The sequence below is a fragment of the Janthinobacterium rivuli genome (genome assembly GCF_029690045.1).
GTDB lineage: Bacteria > Pseudomonadota > Gammaproteobacteria > Burkholderiales > Burkholderiaceae_D > Janthinobacterium > Janthinobacterium rivuli.
In genome coordinates, this window is sequence record NZ_CP121464.1 from 839,410 (window position 1) to 865,564 (window position 26,155).

Here is a 26,155-nt window from a genome sequence, read left to right on the forward strand (position 1 = left end):
CGCGCCGCTACGATCCCTTACCGAGAAACCGATGCGTAAATATTTTATTACCGGATTACTGATTTTGGTGCCCCTGGCCATTACGGCCTGGGTTCTGAATCTGGTGATCAGCACGATGGACCAGTCGCTATTGCTGGTGCCCGGCAGTACGAAGCCCAGCATATGGTTCGGCCACTTGGTTCCTCCGCTGAGCACCATTCCCGGCCTGGGCACGGTATTGACGGTACTGATCGTCTTCTTCACGGGCTTGCTGACGAATAACCTGGTCGGCAATTACGTGGTGAAACTGTGGGAAAAATTGCTGCAACGCATACCCATCGTCAATTCCCTGTATTCGAGCGTCAAGCAAGTCTCCGATACCCTGTTTTCCCCGTCGGGCAACGCCTTCCGCAAGGCCGTGCTGGTGCCGTATCCGCACCAGAACTCCTGGACCATCGCTTTCCTGACGGGTGTGCCGGGCGGCGATGCGGCGAACCACCTGGTGGGCGACTTTGTCAGCGTGTACGTGCCGACGACGCCGAACCCGACATCGGGCTTTTTCCTGATGATGAAGCGCAGCGATGTCGTCGAACTCGACATGAGCGTCGATGCGGCGCTCAAATATATCGTCTCGATGGGCGTGGTGGCGCCTGCGGAAGTTGTTGCTGTACCGGCCCCGGTCCCGGTACCGGCAGCCAAAGAATAAAGGCAGGCGTCCCACGTGGGACGTGGCCGGATTGAACACTCACTAACCTGAACTGAGAATTTTATGTCTATGCGTACTGAATACTGCGGCCTCGTTACCGAAGCCATGCTGGGACAAACCGTCAGCCTGTGCGGCTGGGTACATCGCCGCCGCGACCACGGCAGCCTGATTTTCATCGACTTGCGCGACCGTGAAGGCCTGGTGCAAATCGTTTGCAACCCGGAACAAGCGGAAATGTTCAAGGTCGCCGAAGCCGTGCGCAACGAATTCTGCCTGCGCGTGACGGGCGTCGTGACCAACCGTATCGAAGGCACGATCAACAACAACCTGAAATCGGGCAAGATCGAAGTGGTCTGCTCGGAGCTGGAAGTGCTGAACCCTTCCGTACCCGTGCCTTTCCAGCTGGACGACGACAACCTGTCGGAAACGACGCGTCTGACGCACCGCGTGCTGGACCTGCGCCGCCCGCAAATGCAAAACAACCTGCGCCTGCGCTACAAGGTGACGATGGAAGTGCGCAAGTACCTCGACGCGCTGGGCTTCATCGACATCGAAACGCCGATGCTGACCAAATCCACGCCAGAAGGCGCGCGCGATTACCTGGTGCCGTCGCGCGTGAACGCGGGCAGCTTCTTCGCCTTGCCGCAATCTCCACAGTTGTTCAAGCAACTGTTGATGGTCGCCAACTTCGACCGTTACTACCAGATCACCAAGTGCTTCCGCGACGAAGACTTGCGCGCTGACCGCCAGCCTGAATTCACGCAGATCGACTGCGAAACCTCGTTCCTGACGGAACAGGAAATCCGCGACCTGTTCGAAGACATGATACGCGTCGTCTTCAAGAACACCCTGGACATCGACCTGCCGAACCCGTTCCCGGTGATGGATTTCGCCGAAGCGATGGGCCTGTACGGTTCCGACAAGCCGGACATGCGCGTCAAGCTGGCCTTCACGGACTTGACGGAAGTCATGAAGTCGGTCGAATTCAAGGTCTTCAACGGCGCCGCCAACATGAACGGCGGCCGCGTGGTTGCCCTGCGCGTACCGCAAGGCGGCAGCATGCCACGTTCGGAAATCGATGCCTACACGCAATTTGTCGCCATCTACGGCGCCAAGGGCCTCGCTTACATCAAGGTCAACGAGAAAGCCAAGGGTCCTGAAGGCTTGCAGTCGCCGATCGTCAAGTTCCTGCCTGCCGACGTGCTGGCCACGATCCTCGAGCAGACGGGCGCGCAAGACGGCGACCTGATCTTCTTCGGCGCCGACAAGGCCAAGGTCGTCAACGACGCCATCGGCGCGCTGCGCGTGAAAATCGGTCACAGCGAGTTCGGCAAGAAGGCCGGCCTGTTCGAAGACGTGTGGAAGCCATTGTGGGTGGTCGACTTCCCGATGTTCGAGCACGACGAAGAAGCGGACCGCTGGACGGCAACCCACCATCCATTCACGGCGCCGAAAGACGGCCATGAAGACATGCTGGAAAGCGATCCGGGCGCCTGCATCGCCAAGGCCTACGACATGGTTCTGAACGGCTGGGAACTGGGCGGCGGTTCGATCCGTATCCACCGCGAAGAAGTGCAGTCGAAAGTGTTCCGCGCGCTGAAGATCGACGCGGAAGAAGCGCAGCTGAAGTTCGGCTTCCTGCTCGACGCCCTGCAATACGGCGCGCCACCGCATGGCGGCCTGGCATTCGGCCTGGACCGTATCGTGACCATGATGACGGGTTCCGAATCGATCCGCGACGTGATCGCCTTCCCGAAAACCCAGCGCGCGCAAGACTTGCTGACCCATGCGCCGTCGGAAGTGGACGAGAAGCAACTGCGTGAACTGCACATCCGTTTGCGCAGCGCCGAGCCAAAAGTAGTGTAATGAAGCATGCGGCTGCCTTGGCGGCCGCTGTTTGATCCACTATGCAAAAAAAGGCGCTGTCGTGGCGCCTTTTTCATTGTTGATATGACTCATAAAATCCCTGTTTCCGTGCTGGTCGTCATTCATACGGCTGACCTTGACGTCTTGCTCATCGAACGCGCGGGCCAGCCCGGCTTCTGGCAATCGGTGACGGGTTCCGTCGATGCCGTCGATGAACCGCTGCTGCAGACGGCCGCGCGCGAATTGGCGGAAGAAACCGGCATCGTTGCCGATGGGCGCGATATTGTGCTGCGCGACTGGAACTTGTCGAACGTGTACGAGATCTACCCGATCTGGCGCCACCGCTATGCGCCCGGCGTGACGCGCAACACGGAACACGTGTTCAGCGTGCAAGTGCCGCGCGACATCGCCATCACCCTGAGCCCGCGCGAACACTTGCAGTACGCGTGGCTACCTTACCTGGCGGCGGCCGACCGCTGTTTCTCGTCATCCAACGCGGAAGCGATTTTGCAATTGCCGGCCATGACGGGCCTGGCGCGCCCCACCTGATTTCCCTAGAAAGCATTCCATGTTGAACTGGTTACATTTGACGACACAGCAAAAAATGCTGGGCACCTTGGGCATCGTTTTTTGCCTGTGCTTTATTTTCCTGCTGTTCAGCTCCACCGTGCCTGGCCGCACGCCGCCGATCGGCATGCCGCTGATGGCGATCGGCTGGCTGCTGCATCCGGGCGCATTTGCCAAGGGCAAGCGCACCGTGGCCTGGCGCGGCGCGCCGTTGCTGGTGAAAATCGTCTGGGCCGCCGGCATCACCGCGCTGCTCGTCAGCGTGACGGCGGGCGTGGGACGCATGCTGGCTTAAGCGCTGCAAACTATTGTCATGTGGTATTATTGCTTTAATAGTAATTTCACTTCCTGACGAAAGGCGTACATGCTGAACTGGTCTCAACTTTCTTTTCAGCAGCGTCTCGTGGGCGCCGTATTTCTGTCCTGGATAGTTGGCGCCCTGTATGCCGTGTGTTTCCCCGATCAGCCGCATGCCCGCCTTCCACAGGCAGGCTTGCCCTTGCTGATGCTGGGATTTCTGTTGCATCCCCGTTGCTTTGCCGGCGGACGGGGTGCCTTCAGCTGGAGCAGCGCACCCCGGATCGTGAAGGGCTTGTGGGTGATCGGCATGGTGGTGGGCAGCATCAGCGCCATCGATAGTTTGCTGGCGGCGATGACGGGCAGATAAAGCTGCCATAGGTGCGCACGCGCACCTACGCTGGCGCCGCGCGAGGCCCGTCTGGGAGTAGAATCAATGCATGAAAATCCGCGTAGCAACTTATAATATTCACAAGGGTGTCTCCTCCGTGCGAGGCTTGCCCCGCGTGCATGCTTTAAAACAGGCGATTGCCCTGTTTCATGCCGATGTCGTCTTTTTGCAGGAAGTGCAAGGCAAGCATGACCGCAATGCGGCCCGTTATGGCGCCGAGAAAAACGGCCACAAGCATTGGCCGGAAGCGTCACAGCATGAGTTTTTTGCCGGCGCCGAACACCATTCCGCGTATGGCATGAATGCCGTGTACGATCACGGCCACCATGGCAATGCCTTGCTGAGCAAGTTTCCCATCGCCTCGCAAACCAACCACGACGTCTCTGACCATGCCTACGAGCAACGCGGCATCCTGCATTGCGTGCTCAAGACGCCGCAGGCCGACGTGCACTGTTATGTCGTCCACCTGGGCCTGTTCGAATCGGGACGGGGCCGCCAGACGCAGGCGCTGATCGACGCCGTCATGGAATCGGCGCCGGATGGCGAACCCGTCATCATCGCGGGCGACTTCAACGACTGGCGCAACACGCTCAGTGACAAGCTGCGCAATGCGCTCGGCGTGGTCGAGGTGTTCGACCAGCGCGCATCGAACTCGGCCTTGGGCGACCTGGTGCGCACCCTGGCGCGGCGCCAGAGCAAGACCCCGACACCCGTGCCGGCGCGCACCTTTCCCGCCGCCTTGCCGTGGTTCCGCCTGGACCGCATCTATGTGCGCGGTTTCCACGTGGAAGGCGCGCAAGTGATGCATGGCACCCTGTGGGCAAAACTGTCGGACCACGCGCCGATCGTTGCCGCTTTGAAACTCGCGTAGACTGCCAGCATGCGTACAGTCAATTTCATCGCCCACAACGACATCCAGCTGCTGTATTGCGGCACCGATTACTTTCCCGCGCTGATAGCCGCCATCGACGGCGCGCGCGCGGAAGTCTATTTCGAAACGTATATCTTTGCCGACGACGCCACGGGCACCCTGGTGCTCGACGCGCTCAAACGCGCGGCCGCGCGCGGCGTGCTGGTGTGCATGATCACGGACTGGTTCGGCACGGGCAACCGCCGGGTCAACGCCATGCATGCGGAGCTGGAAGCGGCTGGCGTGCACCACCGCATCTTCAACCCCTGGTTCAAGCGCGGCATCACGCGCACGCACCGCAAGATTTGCGTGGCCGATGGAGAAATCGCCCTGGTGGGTGGCATCAATATCAACGATGACATGTTTTGCGACTACGACCACAACATCAGCCTGGAAGCGCCGCGCTGGGATTTCGCCGTGCAGGTGAAGGGCCCGCTGGTCGACGCCATCCACGAAGAGGTGCAGGCGCAGTGGGCGCGCTTGGGGAAAATGAACCTGGTGCGGCGTATCAAGTTGTACCGCAAGATGCGCGTCGTCAGCAAGGAGCTGGCGAAGAACCCCGTCGTGGCCGGCTTTGTCGTGCGCGACAACCTGCGCAACCGCCGCACCATCCAGCGCGCCTACCTGCAGGCGCTGGGCCAGGCGCGTAAAAGCGTGATGCTGGCCAACCCGTATTTCGCGCCCGGACACAAGCTGCGCCGCGCGCTGGCCCAGGCGGCCCAGCGGGGCGTCGATGTGGTCTTGCTGATCGGCGTGGGCGAATTTCGCATGCAAGACGCCGTGGCGCACTCGTTTTATCCGAAACTGCTGGCCGCCGGCGTGAAAATCGTCGAGTACCGCAAGACGCAGCTGCACGCCAAGGTGGCCGTCGTCGACGATGACTGGGCGACGGTCGGTTCCAGCAATATTGACGCGCTGAGCCTGTTCCTGAACCAGGAAGCGAACGTGGTGATCAAGGACGTGGCGTTCGCGCAAAGCTTGCGCCAGCACATCGAGCAGGGCGTGGCCGACGGCATCGTGATTCACCAGGATGATTTCAAGCACATCGGCCGCTTCCGGCGCATCGGCTATGAAGCCGCCTTCCTCGTGTACCGGCTGGTGATGCGCATTTTTTCAGTAGGCAAGTACGCATGAACGAGATGACAACGGTAAGGCTGGACAAATGGCTGTGGGCGGCGCGCTTCTTCAAGACGCGCTCGCTGGCCAGCGAAGCCGTCGACACGGGCAAGGTCAAAGTGGGTGGCGAGCGCGTGAAACCGGCGCGCAGCCTGCGCGTGGGTGACGAGCTGGCCATCGACAATGGCGCGGAGACATGGGAAGTGGCCGTGCTGGGCCTGTCCGACAAGCGCGGCGCGGCGCCCGTGGCGCGTCTGCTGTATGGCGAAACGCCGGCCAGCATCGCCCGCCGCGAGCAACTGGCCGAGGAGCGCAAGCTGTTCCGCGAGCCGGGCGCCACCATCAAGGGGCGGCCGACCAAGCGCGACCGCCGTCAATTGAACAAGGCAGGCGGCCTCGACTGAGGCCATGCGGCAAGGGCGCATGCCGCTTTTGCCTGCCTGAAATCGCTATAAACACGCGGCCCAAAAATGCTGCGCTGCACCAATAGAACACCGGCTCTAAAGTTCCCGTTTGACTTTTACGTGGTAGTGGATAATAGTACGAGCGTTCGGATTTTTTTGGAGCGTGCTTTTTTTTACCCTCGCTTCAGTCCGCCAAATCGGCAACATCACTTTTAGAACGGTAATCTTGAATACTTCAGTCAAATTCATGCGCAAGGGCGAACTGACCCGTGCCGCCATCCTCGACGTGGCGCTGGACCTGTCCAGCCGCGACGGCCTGGAGGGCCTGACCATCGGGCTGCTTGCGGACAAAATGAACATGAGCAAGTCGGGCGTGTTTGCCCACTTTGGCTCGCGCGAAGACTTGCAGATGGAAGTGCTGAAGCTCTACCACTATCGTTTCGAGCAAGAAGTCTTTTTTCCCAGCATGAAAGAACCACGCGGCATCCAGCGTCTGCAATCGATGTTTGCGCGCTGGGTCAAGCGGGTCAGCGTGGAAATCGCTTCCGGCTGCATCTATATCAGCGGCGCCGTCGAGTATGACGACCGTCCCGGTCCCATCCGCGAGTCCCTCGTGGCCATGGTGCGGGCCTGGCAGGGCGCGCTGCTGCGCAGTGTCGAGCAATCGATCGCCACGGGCGACCTGAAAGCGGACACGGACGCCCAGCAGCTGGTGTACGAGATGTATGGCCTGATCCTGGCCCTGCATCACGACGCGCGCTTCCTGCGCGTGCCGGGCAGCATCGAACGGGCGCAAGCGGGCTTTATCCGCCTGCTGGCGTCGTACCAGAATTCCGTCACAAGCAAATAAGCCGTCAGGCAGTATCCGCAACAACGCACACGCACTTACAAGTACAACACTTTAGCTAATCGCCTTCAGGAGAAAATTATGGGTCAATACGTCGCGCCAATCCGGGATATGCAATTCGTTCTGCATGAGTTCCTGCAAGTGGAAGAAGAACTGAAGCAAATGCCGTCGTACGCCGACGTCGACGCCGACATCATCAACCAGGTGCTGGAAGAGGGCGGCAAATTCACCTCCGAGGTATTGTTCCCGCTGAACCACTCCGGCGACCGCGAAGGCTGCCACCACGACCCCGTCACGAAAAGCGTGACCACGCCTAAAGGCTTCAAGGAAGCCTACAAGCAGTACGTCGAAGGCGGCTGGGCGGCACTGGCTTGCGATCCGGAATACGGCGGCCAGGGCTTGCCTGTCGTGCTGAACAACTCGTTCTATGAAATGCTGAACTCGTCGAACCAGGCCTGGTCCATGTACCCGGGCCTGTCGCACGGCGCCTACGAGTGCCTGAAGGAACACGGCACCGACCACCAGAAGGAAGTGTATCTGCCGAAACTGGTGTCGGGCGAATGGACGGGCACCATGTGCCTGACCGAACCGCACTGCGGCACCGATCTGGGCCTGCTGCGCTCGAAAGCGCTGCCTGAGGCGGACGGTTCCTGGACCATCACCGGCAACAAGATCTTCATCTCGGCCGGCGAGCACGACATGGCGGAAAACATCCTGCACCTGGTGCTGGCCCGCGTGCCGGACGCGCCGGAAGGCTCGAAAGGCATCTCGCTGTTCCTGGTGCCGAAATTCCTGCCGAATGCGGACGGCACGGTCGGTGAACGCAACCCGATCACCTGCGGCGCCATCGAAGAAAAAATGGGCATCCACGGCAACTCGACCTGCCAGATGAACCTGGACGGCGCGAAAGGCTGGATCATCGGCCAGCCAAACAAGGGCTTGAACGCCATGTTCGTCTTCATGAACGCGGCTCGCCTGGGCGTGGGCATGCAGTCGCTGGGCCTGACGGAAATCGCCTACCAGAACGCGCTGATCTACGCCAAGGACCGCACGCAAATGCGTTCGCTGTCCGGCATCAAGAACCCGGAACTGCCGGCCGACCGCATCATCGTGCACCCTGACGTGCGCCGCATGCTGTTGACGGGCAAAGCCTACGCCGAAGGCGCGCGCGCTTTCACTTCCTACGTGGCGCTGCAGATCGACCGCGAACTGCACCACCCGGACGCCGACGTGCGCAAGGAAGCTGCCGACGAAGTGGCGCTGCTGACGCCCGTCATCAAGGCCTTCATCACCGACAACGCCTGGATCGCCACCTCGGACGCGATGCAAGTGTTTGGCGGCCACGGCTACATTTCGGAATGGGGCATGGAGCAGTATGTGCGCGACGCGCGCATCAACATGATCTACGAAGGCACGAACACGATCCAGTCGCTCGATCTGCTGGGCCGCAAGATCCTCGGTGACAACGGCGCCAAGCTGCGCAAGTTCGGCGAAAAGATCAAGGCTTTCGTCGAAGACAACGGCACCGATGAAGCGATGAGCGAATTCGTCACCCCACTGGGCGATTTGGGCGACAAAGTCACCAAGCTGACCATGGAAATCGGCATGAAGGCCTTCCAGAACCCTGACGAAGTGGGCGCGGCATGCGTGCCTTACCTGCGCGTCGTCGGCCACATGATCTACAGCTACCTGTTCGCGCAGATGGCCAAGATCGCCCTCGAAAAAGAATCCAGCGGCGACACCTTCTACACCGCCAAACTGGCTACCGCACGTTTCTACTTCGCCCGCTTGCAGCCTGAAACGGCAACCCTGATCCGTCAGGCGCGTTCCGGTTCGGCCAACCTGATGGCACTCGACGCAGACCTGTTCTAAGACTTGAGGAAAATATGACCAATTTCATCGTTAAAAAAGTAGCCGTCCTCGGCGCCGGCGTGATGGGCGCGCAGATCGCCGCCCATTGCATCAACGCGAAAGTGCCGGTCGTGCTGTTCGACCTGCCTGCAAAAGAAGGCCCAAAGAATGGCATCGTGCTGCGCGCCATCGAGAACCTGAAAAAGCTGTCGCCTGCCCCGCTGGGCAACAAGGATGACGCCGCGCTGATCCAGGTGGCCAACTACGAAGACAACCTGGACTTGCTGGCCGGTTGCGACCTGATCATCGAAGCCATCGCCGAGCGCATGGACTGGAAACACGACCTGTACCAGAAGGTCGCCCCGCACATCGGCCCGAACGCGATTTTCGCTTCGAACACCTCGGGCCTGTCGATCACCAAGCTTGCCGAAGGCTTCGATGCCGACCTGAAATCGCGCTACTGCGGCGTGCACTTCTTCAACCCGCCACGCTATATGCACCTGGTCGAAATCATCCCGACCGAGTCTACCCGCCCGGAAATCGCCGACCAGCTGGAAGGCTTCTTGACCACCACCCTGGGCAAGGGTGTGGTACGCGCCAAGGATACGCCGAACTTCATCGCCAACCGCGTTGGCGTGTTCGGCATCCTGGCCATCGTGCACGAAGCTGAAAAATTCGGCCTGTCCGTGGACGTCGTCGATGATTTGACGGGCGCCAAGCTGGGCCGCGCCAAGTCGGGCACCTTCCGCACGGCGGACGTGGTCGGCCTGGACACCATGGGCCATGTGATCAAGACCATGCAGGACTATCTGCCGAACGATCCGTTCGCCGCCGTCTACAAGACGCCGGAAGTGCTGGCCAAGCTGGTGGAAAAAGGCGCGCTGGGCCAGAAGAGCGGCGCAGGCTTCTACAAGAAGGTCGGCAAGGAAATTCAACGCCTCGATTTCGCCACCGGTGAATACGTGGCCGGCGGCGCCAAGGCTGCCGACATCATCGCCCGCATCCTGAAAGAAAAGGATCCGGTCAAGAAGATGAAGGCGCTGCGCGAATCGACGAACCCGCAAGGCCAGTTCCTGTGGGCGATCTTCCGCGACGCTTTCCACTACATCGCCATCCACCTCGACACCGTGGCCGACAATGCGCGCGACATCGACTTCGCCATGCGCTGGGGCTTCGGCTGGAACGTCGGTCCGTTTGAAACGTGGCAGGCATCGAACTGGCTGCAAGTGGCCAACTGGGTCAAGGAAGACATCGACGCCGGCCACGCGCTGTGCAACGCACCGCTGCCAGCCTGGGTCTTCGAAGGTCCGGTTGCAGACAAGGGCGGCGTGCATACGCCGGAAGGTTCGTACTCCGCCGTGTCGAACAGCTTCGTGCCACGTTCGACCCTGTCCGTATATGACCGCCAGCCATTCCGCGCGCCCGTCCTGGGCAGCGGTGCCATCGACGGCAAGACCGCCGGCACCACCGTCTTCGAAGACGAATCCGTGCGCGTCTGGCATACGGGCGACGATGTCCTGATCATCTCGTTCAAGACCAAGATGCACGTGATCGGCGAGGGCGTCATTAATGGCCTCAAGCTCGCGCTGGCCGAAGCCGAGAAGAACTTCAAGGGCCTGGTGATCTGGCACGCGGACGCAGCCGAAGGCGGCGCCTTCTCGGCCGGCGCCGACCTGCAATCGGCCCTGCCGGCGTTCATGCAAGGCGGCGTGAAGGCCGTCGATCCGATCATCGCCGAACTGCAGAACACCTTCATGTCGCTGAAATACGCGAACGTGCCGGTGATCGCCGCGGTCGCTGGCCTGGCGCTGGGCGGCGGTTGCGAGTTGGCGCTGCATGCATCGAAGCGCGTGGCATCGATCGAGTCCTACATCGGCCTGGTGGAAGTGGGCGTCGGCCTGATTCCTGCCGGCGGCGGCTTGAAGGAAGCGGCGCAGCGCGCCTACAAGGAAGCCAAGGGTAACGACATCCTGCAATTCCTGAAAACGGGCTTCACCAATGCGGCCACCGCCAACGTGTCGAAATCGGCGCTGGAAGCGAAAAAAATGGGCTACCTGAAGGAAGACGACGTGATCGTGTTCAACGCCTACGAGCTGCTGCACGTGGCCAAGGTCGAAGCGCGCGCCATGTTCGACGCCGGCTTCCGTCCAGCGCTCCCTTCGCTGATCCAGGTGACGGGCCGTTACGGCTGGGGCACCATCAAGGCGCAGCTGGTCAACATGCGCGACGGCGGCTTCATTTCGGCGCACGATTTCAAGCTGGGCGAGATGATCGCCGAGATCGTATCGGGCGGTGACGTGGACCAGGGCAGCTTCGTCAGCGAACAGTGGCTGCTGGATATGGAACGCAAGGCATTCCTGGAGCTGTTGAACCATCCGAAAACCCAGGAACGGATCATGGGCATGATGCAAACCGGTAAGCCGGTACGCAACTAAGCCTGACGTCGATGACGATCCTGTCCATTATTTTTAAAGTATTGCTGCGCGTGAGGCCAAGCATGGTGTATGACCGTATCAAACAACAGATGATGGACACCTTGCCCTTCGTGCGGCTGCTGGGGATCAGCATCGACGACATCGGCGCCGGCACCTCGAAGGTGTCGATGCCGGAAGATCCAAAACTGAATAATCACCTGGGCACGCAGCATGCGGGCGCCTTGTTTACCCTGGCCGAAACGGCTTCCGGCGCGGCCATGGCTGGCGGCTTCGCCGAGCTCATTATGGGCTTGCGCCCGGTGGCCAAGGAGTCGCGCATCCAGTACCAGAAGGTGGCCCGGGGCGCGACGCGCGCCGAAGGCCGGGTACCCGGTGACCTGGCTGCATTGAAGGCGCAGCTGGCGCAGGATGGCAAGGTGGCGTTTCCCGTGGCAGTCGATATTTTCGATTCCGAAGGCACGCTGGCGGCACAGGTGACGGTGGACTGGTATTTGTCGCAGAAGCGATAGGCCAGCATCCCGGACATTCGACAGAACACGAACCTCGTTCAACATCTTTGAAAGCATAAAATGAGCAAACAACTTCAAGACGCGTACATCGTCTCTGCAACCCGCACTCCGATCGGCAAGGCGCCGCGCGGCATGTTCAGAAACACCCGCCCGGACGACCTGCTGGTGCGCGTGCTGCAATCGGCCCTGGCGCAAGCGCCTGGCCTGGACCCTGCATTGATCACCGACGCCATCATCGGCTGCTCGTTCCCGGAAGCGGAGCAGGGCTTCAATATCGCGCGTAACTCGGTGCTGCTGGCCGGCTTGCCGAAAACCGTCGGCGGCGTCACCGTCAACCGTTACTGCGCTTCGGGCATCACGGCCATCGCCATGGCCGCCGACCGCATCCGCGTGGGCGAAGCCGACGTGATGATCGCCGGTGGCATCGAATCGATGTCGATGGTGCCGATGATGGGCCACCACCCATCGATGAACCTGGACATGTTCAGCGACGAGAACATCGGCATGGCTTACGGCATGGGCCTGACGGCCGAAAAAGTGGCGCAGCAATGGAAAGTGTCGCGCGAACAGCAGGACGCGTTCTCCGTTGAATCGCACCGCCGCGCCATCGCCGCGCAACAAGCCGGTTTCTTCAAGGCGGAAACGACGCCCGTGGAAATCATCACGCGCACGCCTAACCTGGCTACCGGCCAGGTCGATGTAACGCGCCGCACCGTCGACACGGACGAAGGCGCACGCGCCGATTCGTCGATGGAATCGCTGGCAAAACTGAAGCCCGTCTTCGCCGCCAAGGGTTCCGTCACGGCCGCCAACAGCTCGCAGATGTCCGATGGCGCCGGCGCGCTCTTGATCGTCAGCGAAAAAATCCTGCGCGAGCACAACCTGACTCCGCTGGCGAAATTCTCCTCGTTCGCCGTGCGCGGCGTGCCGCCGGAAATCATGGGCATCGGTCCGAAATTCGCCATTCCGGCAGCGTGCGCCGCCGCCGGCATCACGCAAGACCAGCTGGACTGGATCGAGCTGAACGAAGCGTTTGCTGCGCAAGCCTTGGCCGTCATCGGCGACCTGGGTCTGGATCCATCGAAGGTCAACCCGATGGGCGGCGCGATCGCCCTGGGCCACCCGCTGGGCGCCACCGGCGCCATCCGCGCCGCCACCGTGATCCACGCACTGCAGCGCACCAAGCAGAAGTACGGCATGGTCACGATGTGCGTGGGCGCCGGCATGGGCGCGGCAGGCATCTTCGAACGCGTTTGATCTGCCGGGCGTCGTGAGGTAAGAGGTCAGATTAGATTGGTCAAAACTTGGGCGCTGGGGATACCTCGGCGCCCTTTATCTTTTTGGAGACGACATGGATATTTTGTGCAGCAAGAGCGAGGGCATTCTGACCCTGGAATTCAACCGCCTGGAACGCAAGAATGCGATCACGGGCGCCATGTACCAGACCCTGGCCGATGCGCTGGTAGCGGCCGAGACGGACGATGCGGTACGCGCCATCCTGATCTGCGGCAAGCGCGAGATTTTCACGGCCGGTAACGACCTCGATGACTTCATGAAGACGGCGCGCCCGAAAGATGGTTCGCTCGACCATGACCGTCCCGTGTTCCAGTTCATGCGCGCCCTGTACGGCAGCAGCAAGCCCGTGGTGGCGGCTGTCTCCGGTCCCGCCATCGGCATCGGCACCACCTTGCTGATGCACTGCGACCTTGTCTATGCGGCCGACAACGCCAGCTTCTCGATGCCGTTCACGCAACTGGGCCTGTGCCCGGAATTCGGCTCCAGCCTGCTGCTCACGCAACTGGCCGGCTACCCGCGCGCGGCGGAAAAGCTGATGCTGGGCGAAGCGTTCCCGGCCAGCGAAGCGCTGGAAATGGGCCTGGTCTCGAAAGTCGTTCCCTTGTACGAATTGATGACCTTCGCGCAAGGCCAGGCCGCCAAGCTGGTGGCCCTGCCGGCCGCTTCGATCCGCGCCACCAAGCGCCTGATGAAGCAAAGCCGCATGGAACCGATGAAGGCCGCCATCGCCGACGAAAACAAACTGTTCAGCGCCATGCTGGGCGGCGCCGAGGCGAAGGAAGCGTTTACGGCCTTCTTTGAAAAACGCAAGCCGGATTTCAAGAAGTTTGCCTGATCGCTTGGTCCCGCTACTATTGCTCGTTGAAAAACAGGCCGATAATGCATTCTAGACGACTGGTCTAGTCGTGCTATGCTTTGCCTCATGAAAGCTGAATACACCGACGTCCGTCAGCACATCCTTGAGCAGGGCAAAGTCACATGAGGAACGAGTATAGTTTCGCGGCGCTGGTAAAGCAGGACGTCGCACCGGGACCATGCGCCGATGCGCTTTTTTTCAGCATGCTGGCGCTGGTCCTGCGCGGCGGTCCGCTGACCGCATATGATTCGATTGCTGCTTTGCGCGCGCAATTGACGGCGCCCGCGTATTACGTGGCGCACAAGCTGGTGGCTCATGCAGGCAAGCGTGCCATCTTCCAAGGCCGTGTGGTACAGGCCAGCGCCACCGACCTGCTGGTATTTCTCGATGCGGCAGTGGTAAGTGGTGATCTGCGTCCCATGCTGCTTGCGCCTGTGTTTGAAGGAATACCGGCGCAGGTGATACACATCGATGAGGACGTGCTGCATGTCTACACTGCAAGCCCGGCCTGACGAGGCGTGCCTCCAGCGGGTACATGCAATATTCAATCGACCAGCCTCGTTCCACATTTCGCTCCTTATTGGTAGACGACTGGTCTAATTGTGCTACAATCATCGCATGAAAGCTGAATACACCGACGTGCGCCAGCACATTATCGACCAGGGCAAGGCCATCATCACGCGCAAGGGCTTTGCCGGCGTGGGGCTGAACGAGATTTTGTCGGCCGCCGACGTGCCCAAGGGCTCGTTCTACCATTACTTCAAGTCCAAGGAATTGTTTGGCGAGGCGATGCTGGAAGATTACGTCACCGGCTATCTGGATGAAATGGAGCTCGTGCTGGGCCAGCCCGGCAAGAGCGCGGCGCAGGCGCTGATGGCGTATTGGGCCAGCTGGACCAGCGAGAGCCTCGATGGCAGCGGTTGCGACTGCCGCTGCCTGGTGGTCAAGCTCAGCAGCGAAGTGGCGGATATGTCGGAGCCGATGCGCGTGGCGCTTCTGGACGGCACCCACCGCATCATCTCCAGACTGGCCCTGGCCATCGCGCGGGGCAGGGTGGACGATACCCTGCCATCGGTAGCCGACCCGGCGCAGATGGCCGCCACCTTGTACCAGCTGTGGCTGGGCGCGGCGATGCTGACCAAGCTGCGGCGCGACGCCAGCGCATTGCAAACGGCCTGGCGGGCGACTCTGGCCATGTTGCAGCTGTCGCCGGACAGCTACCGATAGGCAGCAAACCAAGCAAACAAGCGGACGCACCACGTCCGCGTTTTTTGAACCGCATTCTAGACGACCAGTCTAATAATAAAGGAGCAGCAGCATGAAGAATTTTGAATTCCATAATCCGACGAAGATTGTGTTCGGTGCCGACACCGTCGCCAAATTGTCCGCCCTGGTGCCGCACGATGCGCGCGTGCTGATTTTGTACGGCGGCGCCAGCGCGGAAAAGACGGGCACTTTGGCCGAGGTGCGCGCCGCGCTTGCGCTGGGCCAGCGCAGCGTGCAGGAGTTTGGCGGCATCGAACCCAATCCCAGCTATGAAACCCTGATGCGCGCCGTCGCTCAGGTGCGCAGCGAAAAGCTGGACTTCCTGCTGGCCGTCGGCGGCGGCTCCGTGATCGACGGCACCAAGTTCGTTGCCGCGGCCGCCCTGTACGACGGCGAGCCGTGGGAAATCGCCGAGCGCGGCGGCGCCAATGTGCAGCGCGCCCTGCCGTTCGGCACGTTGCTGACCTTGCCGGCAACGGGATCGGAAATGAACAGCGGCGGCGTGGTGACGAAAAAAGCCACGCATGACAAGCTGAGTTTTCGCAATCCGCTGCTGTACCCGCAATTTTCCGTGCTCGACCCTAGTAAAACCTTTACCTTGCCGGCCACGCAGGTGGCCAATGGCCTGGTCGACGCCTTTGTCCACACGACGGAACAGTATCTGACCTATCCGGTGCAGGCGAAGGTGCAGGACCGCTTTGCCGAAGGCTTGCTGCAAACCCTGGTCGAGATCGCGCCGCAGGCCATCGCCTCGCCCGACGATTACGATACCCGCGCCAATCTGATGTGGACGGCCACCCTGGCCCTGAATGGCCTGATCGGCGCCGGCGTGCCGCAGGATTGGGCCACTCACATGATCGGCCACGAACTGACGGCCCTGTACGACATCGACCATGCGCGCACCCTGGCCCTGGTGCTGCCGGCCCTGCTGGACGTACAGCGCGAACAGAAACGCGGCAAATTGCTGCAATTTGGCGAACGTGTCTGGAACATCAACAGCGGCAGCGACGACGAGCGCATCGACGCCGCCATCGCCCGCACGCGCGCTTTCTTTGAAGGCCTGGGCATCCCGACCCGTTTGTCGGCCTATCAGCTGGGTCAGGAAGCGGTGGACGCGGTACTGACGCAACTGGAAGCACATGGCATGACCTCCCTCGGCGAACACCGCGATATCGACCTCGCGCGCAGCCGCCGTATCCTCGAAGCAGCACTGTAATCCTACCCTCGCAAGCTCACTGAAAAGGAAACAACATGAACATCCTGATGGTACTGACCTCGCACGATCAACTGGGTAACACCGGCAAGAAAACCGGCTTCTGGCTGGAAGAATTCGCCGCTCCCTACTATGCCTTGCAGGAAGCGGGCGCCAGGCTGACGGTGGTCTCGCCCAATGGCGGCCAGCCGCCGCTGGACCCGAAAAGCGACGAGCCCGATTCGCAAACGGACGCCACGCGCCGCTTCAAGCAGGACGCCGATGCGCAAGCCGTGCTGGCCAACACGGGCAAGCTGGCCGACGTGAAGGCGGGGGACTTTGACGCCGTGTTCTATCCGGGCGGCCACGGTCCGCTGTGGGACCTGGCCGAAGATCGGCACTCGATCGCGCTGATCGAGCAGATGATCGCCGCCGGCAAGCCCGTCGCCGCCGTCTGCCACGCGCCCGGCGTGCTGCGTCACGTGAAGGCAGCTGACGGCACGCCGCTGGTGCGCGGCAAGCAGGTGACGGGCTTTACGAATACCGAGGAAGACGCCGTCGGCCTGAGCGCCATCGTGCCTTTCCTGGTCGAGGACATGCTCAAGCAAAACGGCGGCGTCTACTCGAAGCTGGGCGACTGGCAGCCGTACGCCGTCACCGATGGCTTGCTGGTCACGGGCCAGAATCCGGCGTCGTCGGAAGTGGCCGCCCAGGCGCTGCTCAAGCTGCTGGCCTGATGCCAAGGTAGGGCGTCCGGCCGCTGGACGTCACACCGCAGTGCGTCCGGCGGCCATGCCCGCCAGGATCAGGCCGACCGAGGCGTGCCATTGCGTCTCGCTGGCCGGCCTGCCCGCCAGCGCATAGCCGTGCAGGAAATCAACGAGCGCATCGCGCCCGCGCAGGCGGGTTTTCTTGTCCAGGCCCAGGCCCTCCACGGCCAGTTCGAACAGCGCCGTGAACCGCTCGGCCACGTCGGCTTGCTCCACCAGCCCGCGCGCCATCAGGCGCACGAAATACGGCGTGGCGCTGACCAGTTCCAGGTACAGCGCGCACAGCGCGAGCAGGCGCCGCTGCGGCCCCTGGCGTTGCGTAAACGGCGGCTGGCACGGGTCGAGCGCGGCAAAGCGCTGCGCCATCAAGGCCAGCAATAATTCCTCTTTTCCCGCGTAGTAGTGATACAGGGCCATGGCATCGACGCCCAGGCTGTGCGCCAGTGCGCGCATGGAGAACGCTTCGCCTTTTTCTTCCAGCAGGGCCAGGGCCGCTTGCAGGATGCTGGCGTTGTCCAGTGCGGGCGCGGCGCGGCGCGGACGTCCGGCGCGGCGCACGGGAGATGCCACGACTTGAAGTTTTGGAGTTTTCATGGGCATAATTCTACACTGTAGAATTAAATCAAGGAGCACCCATGCAAAAAACTTTCGTCAGCGTTTTTCTCGGCATCAGCCTCGACGGCTGCATCGCGGGAGAAAACGGCGACCTGTCCTGGCTGGCCGAACTGGCCCCCGACTCGCCCGACTCCACCGGCTATACGGCCTTGATGGAGCAGGTCGATACCTTGCTGATCGGCCGCACCACGTATGACGCCGTGCTGGGTTTTGAGCCGTGGCCGTATGCGGGCAAGCGCGTGGTGGTCCTGAGCCGCCGCGACTTCGCGCCGCGCCATGGCGAGCAGCGTCGCGCAGGCAGTGTGCGGGCAGTGCTGGAGGGGCTGGCGGAGGAGGGGTGCCGCCACGTGTATCTTGATGGCGGCGCCGTCATCCGCGCCGGCTTGCGCGAGGGCGTCATCGACAGCCTGACCTTGTCCGTGCTGCCCGTGGTGCTGGGCAAGGGCGTGCGCCTGTTCGAGGACGGCTTGCCGCGCAGCGACTGGCGCCTGCACAACACGCGCCAGCTGCCCAGCGGCGTGGTGCAGCTGCGCTATGCAAAGCGTTAAACCGTGCTGGCGAGGTCGACGATGAAGCCGGAATCGTAGCGTTCATTCTCCGGCGTGCCATCGGGCCGCTTGTAGCCGCAGGGGTTGCACACGACGCGACAGTCCTGGACGCGGTAGTCGAGCGAGGCGTGCATGTGGCCATGCACCCACAGGTCGGCCTGCGCCACCAGCGCGTCCAGCTGCGAGGCGAAGGCGGGCGAGCCCAGGTTCGTTGCGTATTGCTCTTCCACCGACTGCATCGATGGCGCCATGTGCGTGATGACGACCGTCTTGCCATCGAACGGTTGCGCCAGCTGTTGCTCTAGCCAGGCGCGGTGCCGCGCGTGCAGCTGCGCCGTGTCGCTCGCGCACAAGAGACGCGGCGTATCGCCGCCCGTGCTGATGCGCTTGTAGTCGGGCATGTAGGTTTGCGCCGCGCTCAAGGCTTCCTCGTACCTGTCGGCGCCGAACAGCAAAAAATCCGTCCACAGCGTGACGCCGAGAAAACGCACGCCGTTCAGCACCATGGCGTCGGCGTCGAGCAGGCGGATATTGGCGCCGTGCGCATTGGCGCTGGTGCAGGCGTCGCGCACGGCGTCCTGCATGTGTTCCAGCTGATGGCCATAGCCCTCGTGGTTGCCGTGTACGTACAGCACGGGCAGGGCGCCGAAGGTGCGCGCGGCCCAGGCGATGGCATTGCTGCCCGTGTCGATGTCGCCGGCCAGGATCACCACGTCGGGCCGGCAGGCGGCAAGGTCGATGGCGGGCGTGTCGTCACCCCAGACTTCCAGGTGCAGGTCGGACAGAATCAGCAAACGCATGGCAGGAGGCGCGGCGAGGCGCACGGCAGTGAATGGGCCTCTATCGTAGCGCAAGTCGCCACGCCCGTCCGCTTGACCGCGCGCGGGGGCGACGTTACCCTGTGGCATCGATTACCGCACACTCATTACTGGAGCCGCATGCCGCCTTTCTACTTTCCCAAGTCTCTGCTCAGCATCGCGCTGGCCGCCATGGCGCTGCCGTTTGCCGCGCATGCCGCCACGCCCGCCGTCGATCCCTTGACGCAGCCGATCGCCTCGCCGTATGCGGCGCAGTGGAACCGCCCGCAGCAGCCGGCGCGCATCCACGGCGACACGTATTACGTGGGCGTGGGCGGATTGAGCGTGGTGCTGATCGACACGCGCGAAGGCTTGATCCTCATCGATGGCGCGTTGCCGCAATCGGTGGCCGCCATCAAGGAGCATATCCTCGAGCTGGGCTTTCGCCTGGAAGACATCAAGTTCATCCTGAGTACGGAAGCGCATTTCGACCATTCGGGCGGCATCGCCGCCCTGGCCCGCGACAGCGGCGCGCAAGTGATCGCCAGCCCGCTGGGAGCGCAGGCGCTACGCGCGGGATCGGTGCTCGCCATGGACCCGCAAGCGGGCGAAATCGACCCCATGCCGGCCGTGGAAAACGTGCGCGAGATCGCCGATGGCGAAACCCTGCAACTGGGCGACGTGACCGTCACGGCGCGCTACACGCCGGGCCATACGCCGGGCAGCACCAGCTGGACCTGGGTGTCGTGCGAGGATGCGGAGCGCAAGGAATGCCTGAACGTGGTGTTCGGCGCCAGCCTCACGCCGGTGGCGGCCGATGATTTTCACTACCTGGGCGATGAACGCCATGCGGACCTGACGCCGGCCTTCCGCCGCGTCATGCAGGACTTCGCCAGACTGCCGTGCGACATCCTGATCTCGGCCCACCCCGACCACTCGGGCGGCGACCGCAAGCTGACGCAGTTGCTGGAAGGCGTCACGCCGAATCCCTTCATCGATGCGCAGGCGTGCAGCAGCTACGCTGCCAGGAATGAAGTGAAGCTCGATGCCCGCATCGCCAAGGAAAAAGCCATGGCTGGCGAGGCTGCGACAAAATAACAACGTTGGCGCATGCGCCATGAAAAGCGGTTGACGCACTGCAGCATCCGGCGCAGAATCGTCATCCGCAGTACAGATCAACCACACAAAAAGAAAGGAAACCCATGTTCGAGCAGGCTGGCAGCAAGTTGACGTACTACTAGCCCCGCGCATGACGCTCGGGGCCATCGGCAGCAATGCCGATCCCGAGCCGGTGTCCTTCAAACCCCGGTGAGGAAACTTGCCGGGGTTTTTTGTTTTGCGCGAGCGGGTTGAAAGGAAACAGCATGAAAATCAAAGTGAAAGCCACGTCCAAGCCGCGCAATCCGCTGGTGGTTGCCGCCAGGCTGCGCGGCGGCGCCGGCGCGCACCAGTCGGAGGCGTCGCCACGCGTGGCGCGCCGGGCCGGCAAGCACCGCCTGCAGCAATGGCTGGCGGGCCGTTTGAAACCGGATGATTAGCGTGGGCCTAGTTCGACGATGAAATTCGGATCGAACGCGGGATTTTGCGGCGCGCCGCTGCGCGTCTTGTAGCCGCACGGGTTGCTGACCACGCGGCACTGGCCGATCCAATAGTCGCGCGAGGCGTGGAGGTGGCCATGCACCCACAGGTCCGCCTGCGCCGCCAGGTCGTCCAGGCGCGAGGCGTAGGCGGGCGAACATCCCTCGCTGCCGTAGGCATCGTCGACCGACAACAGCGACGGCGCCATGTGGCTGATGACGACGGTGCTGCCGTCGAAGGGCTGCGCCAGTTCGCGCGCCAGCCAGGCTTTTTGCTGCGCGTGGAACATGGCCGTATCGGCCGCGCGCAGCTTGCGAAAACCCATGTTGGCCAGGCGGATGCGCTTGTAGTCGTTCATGACGGCTTCCGCATCGCGCATGGCCGCCTGGCGCGTGTCGTCGCCCAGCAGGCGGAAATCCGTCCACAGGGTGGCGCCCAGGAAGCGTACGGTGTGGCCTGCCTGGTCGGTGATGAGGTGAGACCCGGCGTCGAGAAAATGCACGTTGTCCGTGGCGGCGCAGGCTGCGCGCAGCTCCTGGCGCACCTTGTCGAGGTGGTGGCCATAGCCTTCGTGGTTGCCGTGCACGTACATCACGGGCAGGCCCGCGAATGCGGTGGCCGCCCAGGCGACGGCGCGCGCGCCCGTGTCGATGTCGCCGGCCAGGATGACGGCGTCGGGGCAGCTGAGCGCGAGGTCGCCCTGCGGCGCTTCGTCGCGCCACAGCTCATGGTGCAGGTCCGACAGTATCAATAAACGCATGCTGTTTTCACGCCGCTTGAAAGAACACCATCGTACCTGAAAACCTTCATTCGTCCGGCAGCGCGGCGAAGCTGTGCGCCAGGTAGTCGAGCAGCGCGCGCACGGCCGGCAGCAGGCCGCGCCGTGAGGGAAATACCGCGTGGATGATTTCGCGCTGCGGCCGCCACTGCTCCATCAGCGGCAGCAGGCTGCCATTGGCCACCTGCTCCGTGATCATCATGGTCGGCAGCTGCACCACGCCCACGCCGGCCACGGCCGCGTCGCGCAGGGTCAGCATGTCGCCCGTGACGAAGCGTGGCACGTGGCGCAGCTGGGCGCGCGCGCCATCGGGGCCGTATAAATCCCACTGGTAGTGCTGTTGCGGCGTGCCCAGGGCCAGGCTGGGCCAGTCGGCCAGGTCGGCCGGCGCCTTCGGCATGGGGGCGCCGGCGAACAGCAGCGGGCTACCCACCATGCACTGGCCCCGTTCGGCCAGCACGCGCAGCACCAGGTCGCTGTCGGGCAGCGGCGGCGGGCGCACGCGGATGGCCACTTCGATGCCTTCGGCCACCAGGTCGACGCGGCGGTTGCTCGCTTCCAATAGCAGGGTCACTTGCGGATGCGCGCGCATGAAACCGGCCAGCATGGGCGCGACCAGCGAGTGCAGCAGGGCGATGGGGCAGGACAGGCGCACCGTGCCGCGCGGCGCGGCCCGCGTCAGTTCGATCGCTTCCTGCGCCGCCTCCGCTTCCACCATCATCGCCTTGCAATGCTCGTAAAACGTCTGCCCCACGTCGGTGACGGAAAAATGCCGCGTCGTGCGCTGCAGCAGGCGCGCGCCCAGACGCTCTTCGAGCAGGGCGATGCGCCGGCTCAGTTTGGATTTCGGCATGCCCAGCGCGCGCCCGGCCGGCGCGAAGCCGCCATGGTCGACCACCTGCACAAAGTAATACAAGTCATTCAGGTCCTGCATGCCGCCTCCTTGATCGTTCTATTTTTGGAACGCTGATGGCTGATTTTACCGTCTACCGCCTTCATCGTTGCAGGTCTATTCTGTCTTCATCGTAATGCAAACCCCAACAGGAGATCGAGATGAACAAAGTCACAGGTATCTACAGCGCACCTCGCCAGCACTGGGTCGGCGACGGTTTCCCCGTGCGCTCGATGTTTTCGTATAACGGCCACGGCAAGCAGTTGAGCCCCTTCCTGCTGCTCGACTATGCCGGTCCCGCCGAATTTGCGCCCGGCACCCGTCCACCCGGCGTCGGTTCGCACCCGCACCGCGGCTTTGAAACGGTGACCATCGTCTACAAGGGCGAAGTGGCGCACCGCGATTCGACGGGCCAGGGCGGCGTGATCGGCCCCGGCGACGTGCAGTGGATGACGGCCGGCGCCGGCATCCTGCATGAAGAGTTTCACTCGCCTGCCTTCACGCAGTCGGGCGGCACCCTGGAAATGGTGCAGCTGTGGGTGAACCTGCCGGCGAAAAACAAGATGACGGCGCCCGGCTACCAGGCCATCACCAGCGACACGATACCCACGCTGGCGCTGCCGGACGATGCAGGTTCCGTGCGCGTGATCGCCGGCGATTTCGCTGGCCAGCATGGCCCGGCCCGCACGTTCTCGCCGATGCAGGTGTGGGACGTGCGCCTGGCCCAGGGCAAGCTGACGGAGTTGCCTGTGACCCGCGGCTGGAGCACGGCGCTGATCGTCCTGCACGGCACGGTGCTGGTCAACGGCGAGAGCGTGGTGCGCGAAGCGCAGATGGCGCTGTTCGAGCGCGACGGCGATAGCATCACCATCGAGGCAAACAACGACGCCGTGGTGCTGCTGCTGAGCGGCGAGCCGATCGAGGAACCCATCGTCGGCCACGGCCCCTTCGTCATGAACACCGAAGCGGAAATCGCGCAGGCGTTCGAGGATTTCAACAGCGGCCGCTTCGCCCGTATCGCGACGTAATTTGTGCAGTGAATTTGTGTAGTACCCATGCCGCATCCCGCGGCACGGTTTTTCAGGAGACCACCATGAGCACCCCCGCCAACTTCCAAGGTTTGCCACCGATGATCGATCCCGACGATGCCGTCATGCTGCTGATTGACCACCAGAGCGGTTTGTTCCAGCTGGTGCGCGACATCGAGCAGCACGTGCTGCGCGGCCACGTCACGGCGCTGGCCAAGCTGTCGCGCCTGGCCAACATGCCGACGTTTACCACCGCTTCCGTGCCCGACGGTCCGAACGGCCCCTTGATCCCGGAAATCCACCATTTCAACCCGGAAGCCGTCTACATCCCGCGCACGGGCCAGATCAATGCCTGGGACAACCCGGCCTGGGTCGAAGCCATCGAAAAGACGGGCCGCAAGACCCTGCTGATCGCCGGTACGCTCACCAGCGTGTGCATGGCCTTCCCCACCATCAGCGCGCTGGCGGCCGGCTACAAGGTGTTTGCCATCATCGACGCCTCGGGCAACTGGTCGAAGATGGCCACCGACATCACCATGGCGCGCGTGACGCAGGCGGGCGCCGTTCCGATCGACACGTACGCCGTGCTGGCTGAAGTGATGAGCACCTGGAACCGCGCCGACGCGATGGAATTCGCCGCCATCATGACCGACCACATCGTGCCGCCATACCGCGCCCTGATCGAAAGCTACGACAAGGCGCAGGGTGTGCAAAAGAATGGCCGCGAAACCAAGCTGGAAATCCTCGAAGCGGCCAGCAAGGGCTGACCGCCGCTACGGCGCTTCGTAGCGGCTGCGTATCGCCGCCAGCACGCCGCGCTGTTCCAGGTGCGTGATGGCGGCGTTCAGGCGCGCCAGGTCGGCGGCGCTGGTCGTGCGCGCATTGAGCATCAGGTGCACGGGCGCGCGCAGGACCAGGAAGGGCAGGGCGTTCAAGGCGACGCCCTGCAGGCGCGCTTCGTGGCGCACGGCCAGCACGTCGCCCAGCAGCAGGTCGGCGCGGCCCGCGTCGAGCATGCGCACGCCTTGCTGGAAGCTGCCGAACGCATTCAGGCGGCCGGCCTTTTCCAGCGCTGGCCGGGCCGCCGCGTACTGCGCGCCATACCAGCCCACCTTGGGCGCCAGCAAGGTCGACTTGCCGCGCGCGAGCTGCGCGAAGCTGGCGATCTGCTGGTGGCCGCCGGGCGCGCCGGATTTGCTGAAGACGCCCACGGCTTCATCGCGGTACGAAAGGGAAAAGCGCGCATAGGACAGGCGTTCCGGCGTCTCGGACGCGGCGGGCATCAGGTCCAGTCCCCCTTTCTGGAACAGCAGCTGGCGCCGCGCCGTGGGCAGCTCCGGCAAGGTGACCAGGGTGCAGCGGGCTTCCTTGAAAATGGCGTTCAGCAGCTCCAGGTCCAGGCCCGTATGGCGGCCCTGGGCATCGCGGTAGACATACGGCGGCCATTGTTCCAGCGCCATCGTCATGCGGCAGGCTGCGGCGGGCAGGGCAGATACGCCGAGCACTGCCGCAAACAGGAGATGGCGCACACGCATATGGGAGCTTCCCTGGAGTTTCAACTTGATATTCAATTTGCCAGATTGGCCACGGAAGTCAAGGGCTGTGGCCGCTGAAAGCCTGCCTGATTCGCCTTTCCTCGATGTTTGCGCGGTTTTTGCCGCTTTCTCCCCTCGTGTCGCCTCCGGCGTGGTGAACACCGTGCAGTGTAATCGGCTATAGTGGCGCGGTGCCACCACTGCCCCGCAAAGGAAGACCGCTTGACTGCCCCGCTCGAGATCGCCGCCAATGTGCTGATGACTGCCTCCATCATTTTGGCTGGACGCAATAATATTCATTCCTGGTGGATCGGCATGGTCGGCTGCGTGCTGTTTGCCGTGCTGTTTTTCCAGGTCAACCTGTATGCCGACGTGATGCTGCAGCTGTTTTTCATCGTCACCTGTGTCATTGGCTGGCTGCAATGGCGGCGCGGCGCCGGCGGCAAGCCCTTGCCGATCACGCGCACGGGCTGGCGCAGCCTGGCCTGGGTGGTGCCGGCCGGCATCGCCTCCGTGGCGATCTACGGCCTGCTGCTGCACCGCTTCACGAATGCCTACGCGCCCTTCATCGATTCGGCGGTGTTGGTATTTAGCATCATCGCGCAATTCCTGCTGATGAACCGGCGCATCGAAACCTGGGCCTTCTGGCTGCTGGTCAATACCGTCGCCGTGCCGCTGTACTACAGCCGCGGCCTGCACCTGACGGCCGTGCTATATGCGGCCTACTGGGTCAATGCGCTGATTTCCTGGTACTGGTGGGGCGTGCAGGCGCGCCGCGCGGCGCAAGCGCCTGCGGCGACGGCCGACGCCTGATCTTGCCAAGCACCAAGTCCTTAGATTCAAATCGTATATACAATCAATTTTTAATTCGTTCACGCGATAAAGACACCGGGATATAGTGGCCTTTCCCCGCTTACCGGTGTCTTTTATGTTGCGTTTTACCCTTTCCGCCTGTTTTTACGCCGCCGCGCACCAGCTGACCATGCAATGCATGGCGCAGTGGATGCCGGTGCGTGCCCGTCCACGCATCCCTTAAGTCACCCCATCCGTTTCGTTGTCGTTTGCCCGCTGGCCCACCCGGTCCGCGTGCCCCTGCTCGGCCTTTTTTATCGGAAAAAGGCTGCAA

Annotated in this window: 29 protein-coding genes; 24 read left to right on the forward strand and 5 right to left on the reverse strand. The window is 62.6% G+C overall.

Annotation, left to right across the window (positions count from 1 at the left end; genetic code table 11):
• Positions 1-31: 31 nt before the first annotated feature.
• The 18 genes from P9875_RS03760 (at position 32) to P9875_RS03845 (ending at position 17,225) form a co-directional block, all read left to right on the forward strand.
• Complete coding sequence (locus P9875_RS03760; RefSeq protein ID WP_278317608.1) at positions 32-685, forward strand: DUF502 domain-containing protein; 654 nt, start codon at positions 32-34, stop codon at positions 683-685.
• Between the two features lie 69 nt (positions 686-754).
• On the forward strand, positions 755-2,551 hold the full coding sequence (gene aspS, locus P9875_RS03765) for an aspartate--tRNA ligase (RefSeq protein WP_278318785.1): 1,797 nt from the start codon (positions 755-757) through the stop codon (positions 2,549-2,551).
• 84 nt (positions 2,552-2,635) lie between these two features.
• Complete coding sequence (gene nudB / locus P9875_RS03770; protein ID WP_278317609.1) at positions 2,636-3,100, forward strand: dihydroneopterin triphosphate diphosphatase; 465 nt, start codon at positions 2,636-2,638, stop codon at positions 3,098-3,100.
• A gap of 19 nt (positions 3,101-3,119) precedes the next feature.
• On the forward strand, positions 3,120-3,413 hold the full coding sequence (locus tag P9875_RS03775; RefSeq protein ID WP_278317610.1) for a hypothetical protein: 294 nt from the start codon (positions 3,120-3,122) through the stop codon (positions 3,411-3,413).
• Positions 3,414-3,482: 69 nt separating this feature from the next.
• Positions 3,483-3,785 carry a hypothetical protein gene (locus tag P9875_RS03780; protein WP_278317611.1) on the forward strand — a complete coding sequence of 101 codons (303 nt, stop codon included), beginning with the start codon at positions 3,483-3,485 and terminating at the stop codon, positions 3,783-3,785.
• Positions 3,786-3,855: 70 nt separating this feature from the next.
• Complete coding sequence (locus P9875_RS03785) at positions 3,856-4,677, forward strand: endonuclease/exonuclease/phosphatase family protein (protein ID WP_278317612.1); 822 nt, start codon at positions 3,856-3,858, stop codon at positions 4,675-4,677.
• Positions 4,678-4,686: 9 nt separating this feature from the next.
• Complete coding sequence (clsB, locus tag P9875_RS03790) at positions 4,687-5,850, forward strand: cardiolipin synthase ClsB (protein WP_099401337.1); 1,164 nt, start codon at positions 4,687-4,689, stop codon at positions 5,848-5,850.
• Positions 5,847-6,236 carry an RNA-binding S4 domain-containing protein gene (locus P9875_RS03795; RefSeq protein ID WP_278317613.1) on the forward strand — a complete coding sequence of 130 codons (390 nt, stop codon included), beginning with the start codon at positions 5,847-5,849 and terminating at the stop codon, positions 6,234-6,236. The genes clsB and P9875_RS03795 overlap by 4 nt, the downstream gene beginning before the upstream one ends.
• 247 nt (positions 6,237-6,483) lie before the next feature.
• A complete protein-coding gene (locus P9875_RS03800) occupies positions 6,484-7,086 on the forward strand; it encodes a TetR/AcrR family transcriptional regulator (protein ID WP_035824184.1) in 603 nt (200 codons plus the stop codon).
• 78 nt (positions 7,087-7,164) lie between these two features.
• On the forward strand, positions 7,165-8,955 hold the full coding sequence (locus P9875_RS03805) for an acyl-CoA dehydrogenase C-terminal domain-containing protein (protein ID WP_035824186.1): 1,791 nt from the start codon (positions 7,165-7,167) through the stop codon (positions 8,953-8,955).
• Positions 8,956-8,969: 14 nt separating this feature from the next.
• A complete protein-coding gene (locus tag P9875_RS03810; protein WP_278317614.1) occupies positions 8,970-11,369 on the forward strand; it encodes a 3-hydroxyacyl-CoA dehydrogenase/enoyl-CoA hydratase family protein in 2,400 nt (799 codons plus the stop codon).
• A 62-nt stretch (positions 11,370-11,431) separates the two neighbouring features.
• On the forward strand, positions 11,432-11,878 hold the full coding sequence (locus P9875_RS03815) for a PaaI family thioesterase (protein ID WP_099401446.1): 447 nt from the start codon (positions 11,432-11,434) through the stop codon (positions 11,876-11,878).
• Positions 11,879-11,938: 60 nt separating this feature from the next.
• Positions 11,939-13,135 carry an acetyl-CoA C-acyltransferase gene (locus P9875_RS03820; protein WP_035824191.1) on the forward strand — a complete coding sequence of 399 codons (1,197 nt, stop codon included), beginning with the start codon at positions 11,939-11,941 and terminating at the stop codon, positions 13,133-13,135.
• Between the two features lie 94 nt (positions 13,136-13,229).
• Positions 13,230-14,009 (forward strand): enoyl-CoA hydratase, encoded by a 780-nt coding sequence (locus P9875_RS03825; protein ID WP_071079693.1) that lies wholly within the window; start codon positions 13,230-13,232, stop codon positions 14,007-14,009.
• A gap of 224 nt (positions 14,010-14,233) precedes the next feature.
• Positions 14,234-14,542: a hypothetical protein gene (locus P9875_RS03830; protein WP_278317615.1), complete on the forward strand. Its 309-nt coding sequence runs from the start codon at positions 14,234-14,236 to the stop codon at positions 14,540-14,542.
• Positions 14,543-14,648: 106 nt separating this feature from the next.
• Positions 14,649-15,257 (forward strand): TetR/AcrR family transcriptional regulator, encoded by a 609-nt coding sequence (locus P9875_RS03835; protein WP_035824197.1) that lies wholly within the window; start codon positions 14,649-14,651, stop codon positions 15,255-15,257.
• Between the two features lie 91 nt (positions 15,258-15,348).
• Positions 15,349-16,512 (forward strand): iron-containing alcohol dehydrogenase, encoded by a 1,164-nt coding sequence (locus P9875_RS03840; protein ID WP_176387734.1) that lies wholly within the window; start codon positions 15,349-15,351, stop codon positions 16,510-16,512.
• A 35-nt stretch (positions 16,513-16,547) separates the two neighbouring features.
• On the forward strand, positions 16,548-17,225 hold the full coding sequence (locus P9875_RS03845; protein ID WP_278317616.1) for a type 1 glutamine amidotransferase domain-containing protein: 678 nt from the start codon (positions 16,548-16,550) through the stop codon (positions 17,223-17,225).
• Between the two features lie 30 nt (positions 17,226-17,255).
• Here P9875_RS03845 and P9875_RS03850 read toward each other — a convergent pair whose 3' ends face one another.
• Positions 17,256-17,852, reverse strand: a complete 597-nt coding sequence (locus P9875_RS03850; RefSeq protein WP_176387736.1) for a TetR/AcrR family transcriptional regulator — start codon at positions 17,850-17,852, stop codon at positions 17,256-17,258.
• Positions 17,853-17,893: 41 nt separating this feature from the next.
• Between P9875_RS03850 and P9875_RS03855 the strand changes: the two genes are divergently transcribed.
• On the forward strand, positions 17,894-18,421 hold the full coding sequence (locus P9875_RS03855; RefSeq protein ID WP_176387737.1) for a dihydrofolate reductase family protein: 528 nt from the start codon (positions 17,894-17,896) through the stop codon (positions 18,419-18,421).
• On the opposite strand, the gene P9875_RS03860 is transcribed toward P9875_RS03855, so the two are convergent.
• On the reverse strand, positions 18,418-19,329 hold the full coding sequence (locus P9875_RS03860) for a metallophosphoesterase family protein (protein WP_255206087.1): 912 nt from the start codon (positions 19,327-19,329) through the stop codon (positions 18,418-18,420). The two genes, P9875_RS03855 and P9875_RS03860, sit on opposite strands and share 4 nt — an antisense overlap.
• 30 nt (positions 19,330-19,359) lie before the next feature.
• Between P9875_RS03860 and bla the strand changes: the two genes are divergently transcribed.
• Both bla and P9875_RS03870 read left to right on the forward strand, forming a co-directional pair.
• On the forward strand, positions 19,360-20,316 hold the full coding sequence (gene bla, locus P9875_RS03865) for a subclass B3 metallo-beta-lactamase (RefSeq protein ID WP_176387738.1): 957 nt from the start codon (positions 19,360-19,362) through the stop codon (positions 20,314-20,316).
• 266 nt (positions 20,317-20,582) lie between these two features.
• The gene (locus tag P9875_RS03870; RefSeq protein ID WP_176387739.1) at positions 20,583-20,756 is read left to right on the forward strand and encodes a hypothetical protein; all 174 of its coding nucleotides are present in this window, start codon (positions 20,583-20,585) and stop codon (positions 20,754-20,756) included.
• On the opposite strand, the gene P9875_RS03875 is transcribed toward P9875_RS03870, so the two are convergent.
• Positions 20,753-21,556 carry a metallophosphoesterase family protein gene (locus P9875_RS03875; protein WP_176387740.1) on the reverse strand — a complete coding sequence of 268 codons (804 nt, stop codon included), beginning with the start codon at positions 21,554-21,556 and terminating at the stop codon, positions 20,753-20,755. The genes P9875_RS03870 and P9875_RS03875 overlap by 4 nt on opposite strands.
• Positions 21,557-21,602: 46 nt before the next feature.
• A complete protein-coding gene (locus tag P9875_RS03880) occupies positions 21,603-22,508 on the reverse strand; it encodes a LysR family transcriptional regulator (RefSeq protein ID WP_278317617.1) in 906 nt (301 codons plus the stop codon).
• Between the two features lie 119 nt (positions 22,509-22,627).
• On the opposite strand from P9875_RS03880, the gene P9875_RS03885 reads away from it, so the two are divergent.
• Positions 22,628-23,494 carry a pirin family protein gene (locus P9875_RS03885; protein WP_278317618.1) on the forward strand — a complete coding sequence of 289 codons (867 nt, stop codon included), beginning with the start codon at positions 22,628-22,630 and terminating at the stop codon, positions 23,492-23,494.
• A 65-nt stretch (positions 23,495-23,559) separates the two neighbouring features.
• Positions 23,560-24,261, forward strand: a complete 702-nt coding sequence (locus tag P9875_RS03890; protein ID WP_198521362.1) for an isochorismatase family protein — start codon at positions 23,560-23,562, stop codon at positions 24,259-24,261.
• 6 nt (positions 24,262-24,267) lie between these two features.
• On the opposite strand, the gene P9875_RS03895 is transcribed toward P9875_RS03890, so the two are convergent.
• Positions 24,268-25,029 carry a substrate-binding periplasmic protein gene (locus tag P9875_RS03895; protein ID WP_278317619.1) on the reverse strand — a complete coding sequence of 254 codons (762 nt, stop codon included), beginning with the start codon at positions 25,027-25,029 and terminating at the stop codon, positions 24,268-24,270.
• 222 nt (positions 25,030-25,251) lie between these two features.
• Here P9875_RS03895 and pnuC point away from each other — a divergent pair, with 222 nt between their 5' ends.
• Entirely contained in the window at positions 25,252-25,842 is a 591-nt protein-coding gene (pnuC, locus tag P9875_RS03900) for a nicotinamide riboside transporter PnuC (protein WP_035824218.1), read from the forward strand.
• Positions 25,843-26,155 lie beyond the last annotated feature (313 nt).

Coding starts and splice junctions, on each gene's coding strand:
- P9875_RS03760 (WP_278317608.1), top strand. CDS start 32: ATGCGTAAATATTTTATTACCGGATTACTGATTTTGGTGCCCCTGGCC.
- aspS (WP_278318785.1), top strand. CDS start 755: ATGCGTACTGAATACTGCGGCCTCGTTACCGAAGCCATGCTGGGACAA.
- nudB (WP_278317609.1), top strand. CDS start 2,636: ATGACTCATAAAATCCCTGTTTCCGTGCTGGTCGTCATTCATACGGCT.
- P9875_RS03775 (WP_278317610.1), top strand. CDS start 3,120: ATGTTGAACTGGTTACATTTGACGACACAGCAAAAAATGCTGGGCACC.
- P9875_RS03780 (WP_278317611.1), top strand. CDS start 3,483: ATGCTGAACTGGTCTCAACTTTCTTTTCAGCAGCGTCTCGTGGGCGCC.
- P9875_RS03785 (WP_278317612.1), top strand. CDS start 3,856: ATGAAAATCCGCGTAGCAACTTATAATATTCACAAGGGTGTCTCCTCC.
- clsB (WP_099401337.1), top strand. CDS start 4,687: ATGCGTACAGTCAATTTCATCGCCCACAACGACATCCAGCTGCTGTAT.
- P9875_RS03795 (WP_278317613.1), top strand. CDS start 5,847: ATGAACGAGATGACAACGGTAAGGCTGGACAAATGGCTGTGGGCGGCG.
- P9875_RS03800 (WP_035824184.1), top strand. CDS start 6,484: ATGCGCAAGGGCGAACTGACCCGTGCCGCCATCCTCGACGTGGCGCTG.
- P9875_RS03805 (WP_035824186.1), top strand. CDS start 7,165: ATGGGTCAATACGTCGCGCCAATCCGGGATATGCAATTCGTTCTGCAT.
- P9875_RS03810 (WP_278317614.1), top strand. CDS start 8,970: ATGACCAATTTCATCGTTAAAAAAGTAGCCGTCCTCGGCGCCGGCGTG.
- P9875_RS03815 (WP_099401446.1), top strand. CDS start 11,432: ATGGTGTATGACCGTATCAAACAACAGATGATGGACACCTTGCCCTTC.
- P9875_RS03820 (WP_035824191.1), top strand. CDS start 11,939: ATGAGCAAACAACTTCAAGACGCGTACATCGTCTCTGCAACCCGCACT.
- P9875_RS03825 (WP_071079693.1), top strand. CDS start 13,230: ATGGATATTTTGTGCAGCAAGAGCGAGGGCATTCTGACCCTGGAATTC.
- P9875_RS03830 (WP_278317615.1), top strand. CDS start 14,234: ATGCTGGCGCTGGTCCTGCGCGGCGGTCCGCTGACCGCATATGATTCG.
- P9875_RS03835 (WP_035824197.1), top strand. CDS start 14,649: ATGAAAGCTGAATACACCGACGTGCGCCAGCACATTATCGACCAGGGC.
- P9875_RS03840 (WP_176387734.1), top strand. CDS start 15,349: ATGAAGAATTTTGAATTCCATAATCCGACGAAGATTGTGTTCGGTGCC.
- P9875_RS03845 (WP_278317616.1), top strand. CDS start 16,548: ATGAACATCCTGATGGTACTGACCTCGCACGATCAACTGGGTAACACC.
- P9875_RS03850 (WP_176387736.1), bottom strand. CDS start 17,852: ATGAAAACTCCAAAACTTCAAGTCGTGGCATCTCCCGTGCGCCGCGCC.
- P9875_RS03855 (WP_176387737.1), top strand. CDS start 17,894: ATGCAAAAAACTTTCGTCAGCGTTTTTCTCGGCATCAGCCTCGACGGC.
- P9875_RS03860 (WP_255206087.1), bottom strand. CDS start 19,329: ATGCCACAGGGTAACGTCGCCCCCGCGCGCGGTCAAGCGGACGGGCGT.
- bla (WP_176387738.1), top strand. CDS start 19,360: ATGCCGCCTTTCTACTTTCCCAAGTCTCTGCTCAGCATCGCGCTGGCC.
- P9875_RS03870 (WP_176387739.1), top strand. CDS start 20,583: ATGAAAATCAAAGTGAAAGCCACGTCCAAGCCGCGCAATCCGCTGGTG.
- P9875_RS03875 (WP_176387740.1), bottom strand. CDS start 21,556: ATGCGTTTATTGATACTGTCGGACCTGCACCATGAGCTGTGGCGCGAC.
- P9875_RS03880 (WP_278317617.1), bottom strand. CDS start 22,508: ATGCAGGACCTGAATGACTTGTATTACTTTGTGCAGGTGGTCGACCAT.
- P9875_RS03885 (WP_278317618.1), top strand. CDS start 22,628: ATGAACAAAGTCACAGGTATCTACAGCGCACCTCGCCAGCACTGGGTC.
- P9875_RS03890 (WP_198521362.1), top strand. CDS start 23,560: ATGAGCACCCCCGCCAACTTCCAAGGTTTGCCACCGATGATCGATCCC.
- P9875_RS03895 (WP_278317619.1), bottom strand. CDS start 25,029: ATGCGTGTGCGCCATCTCCTGTTTGCGGCAGTGCTCGGCGTATCTGCC.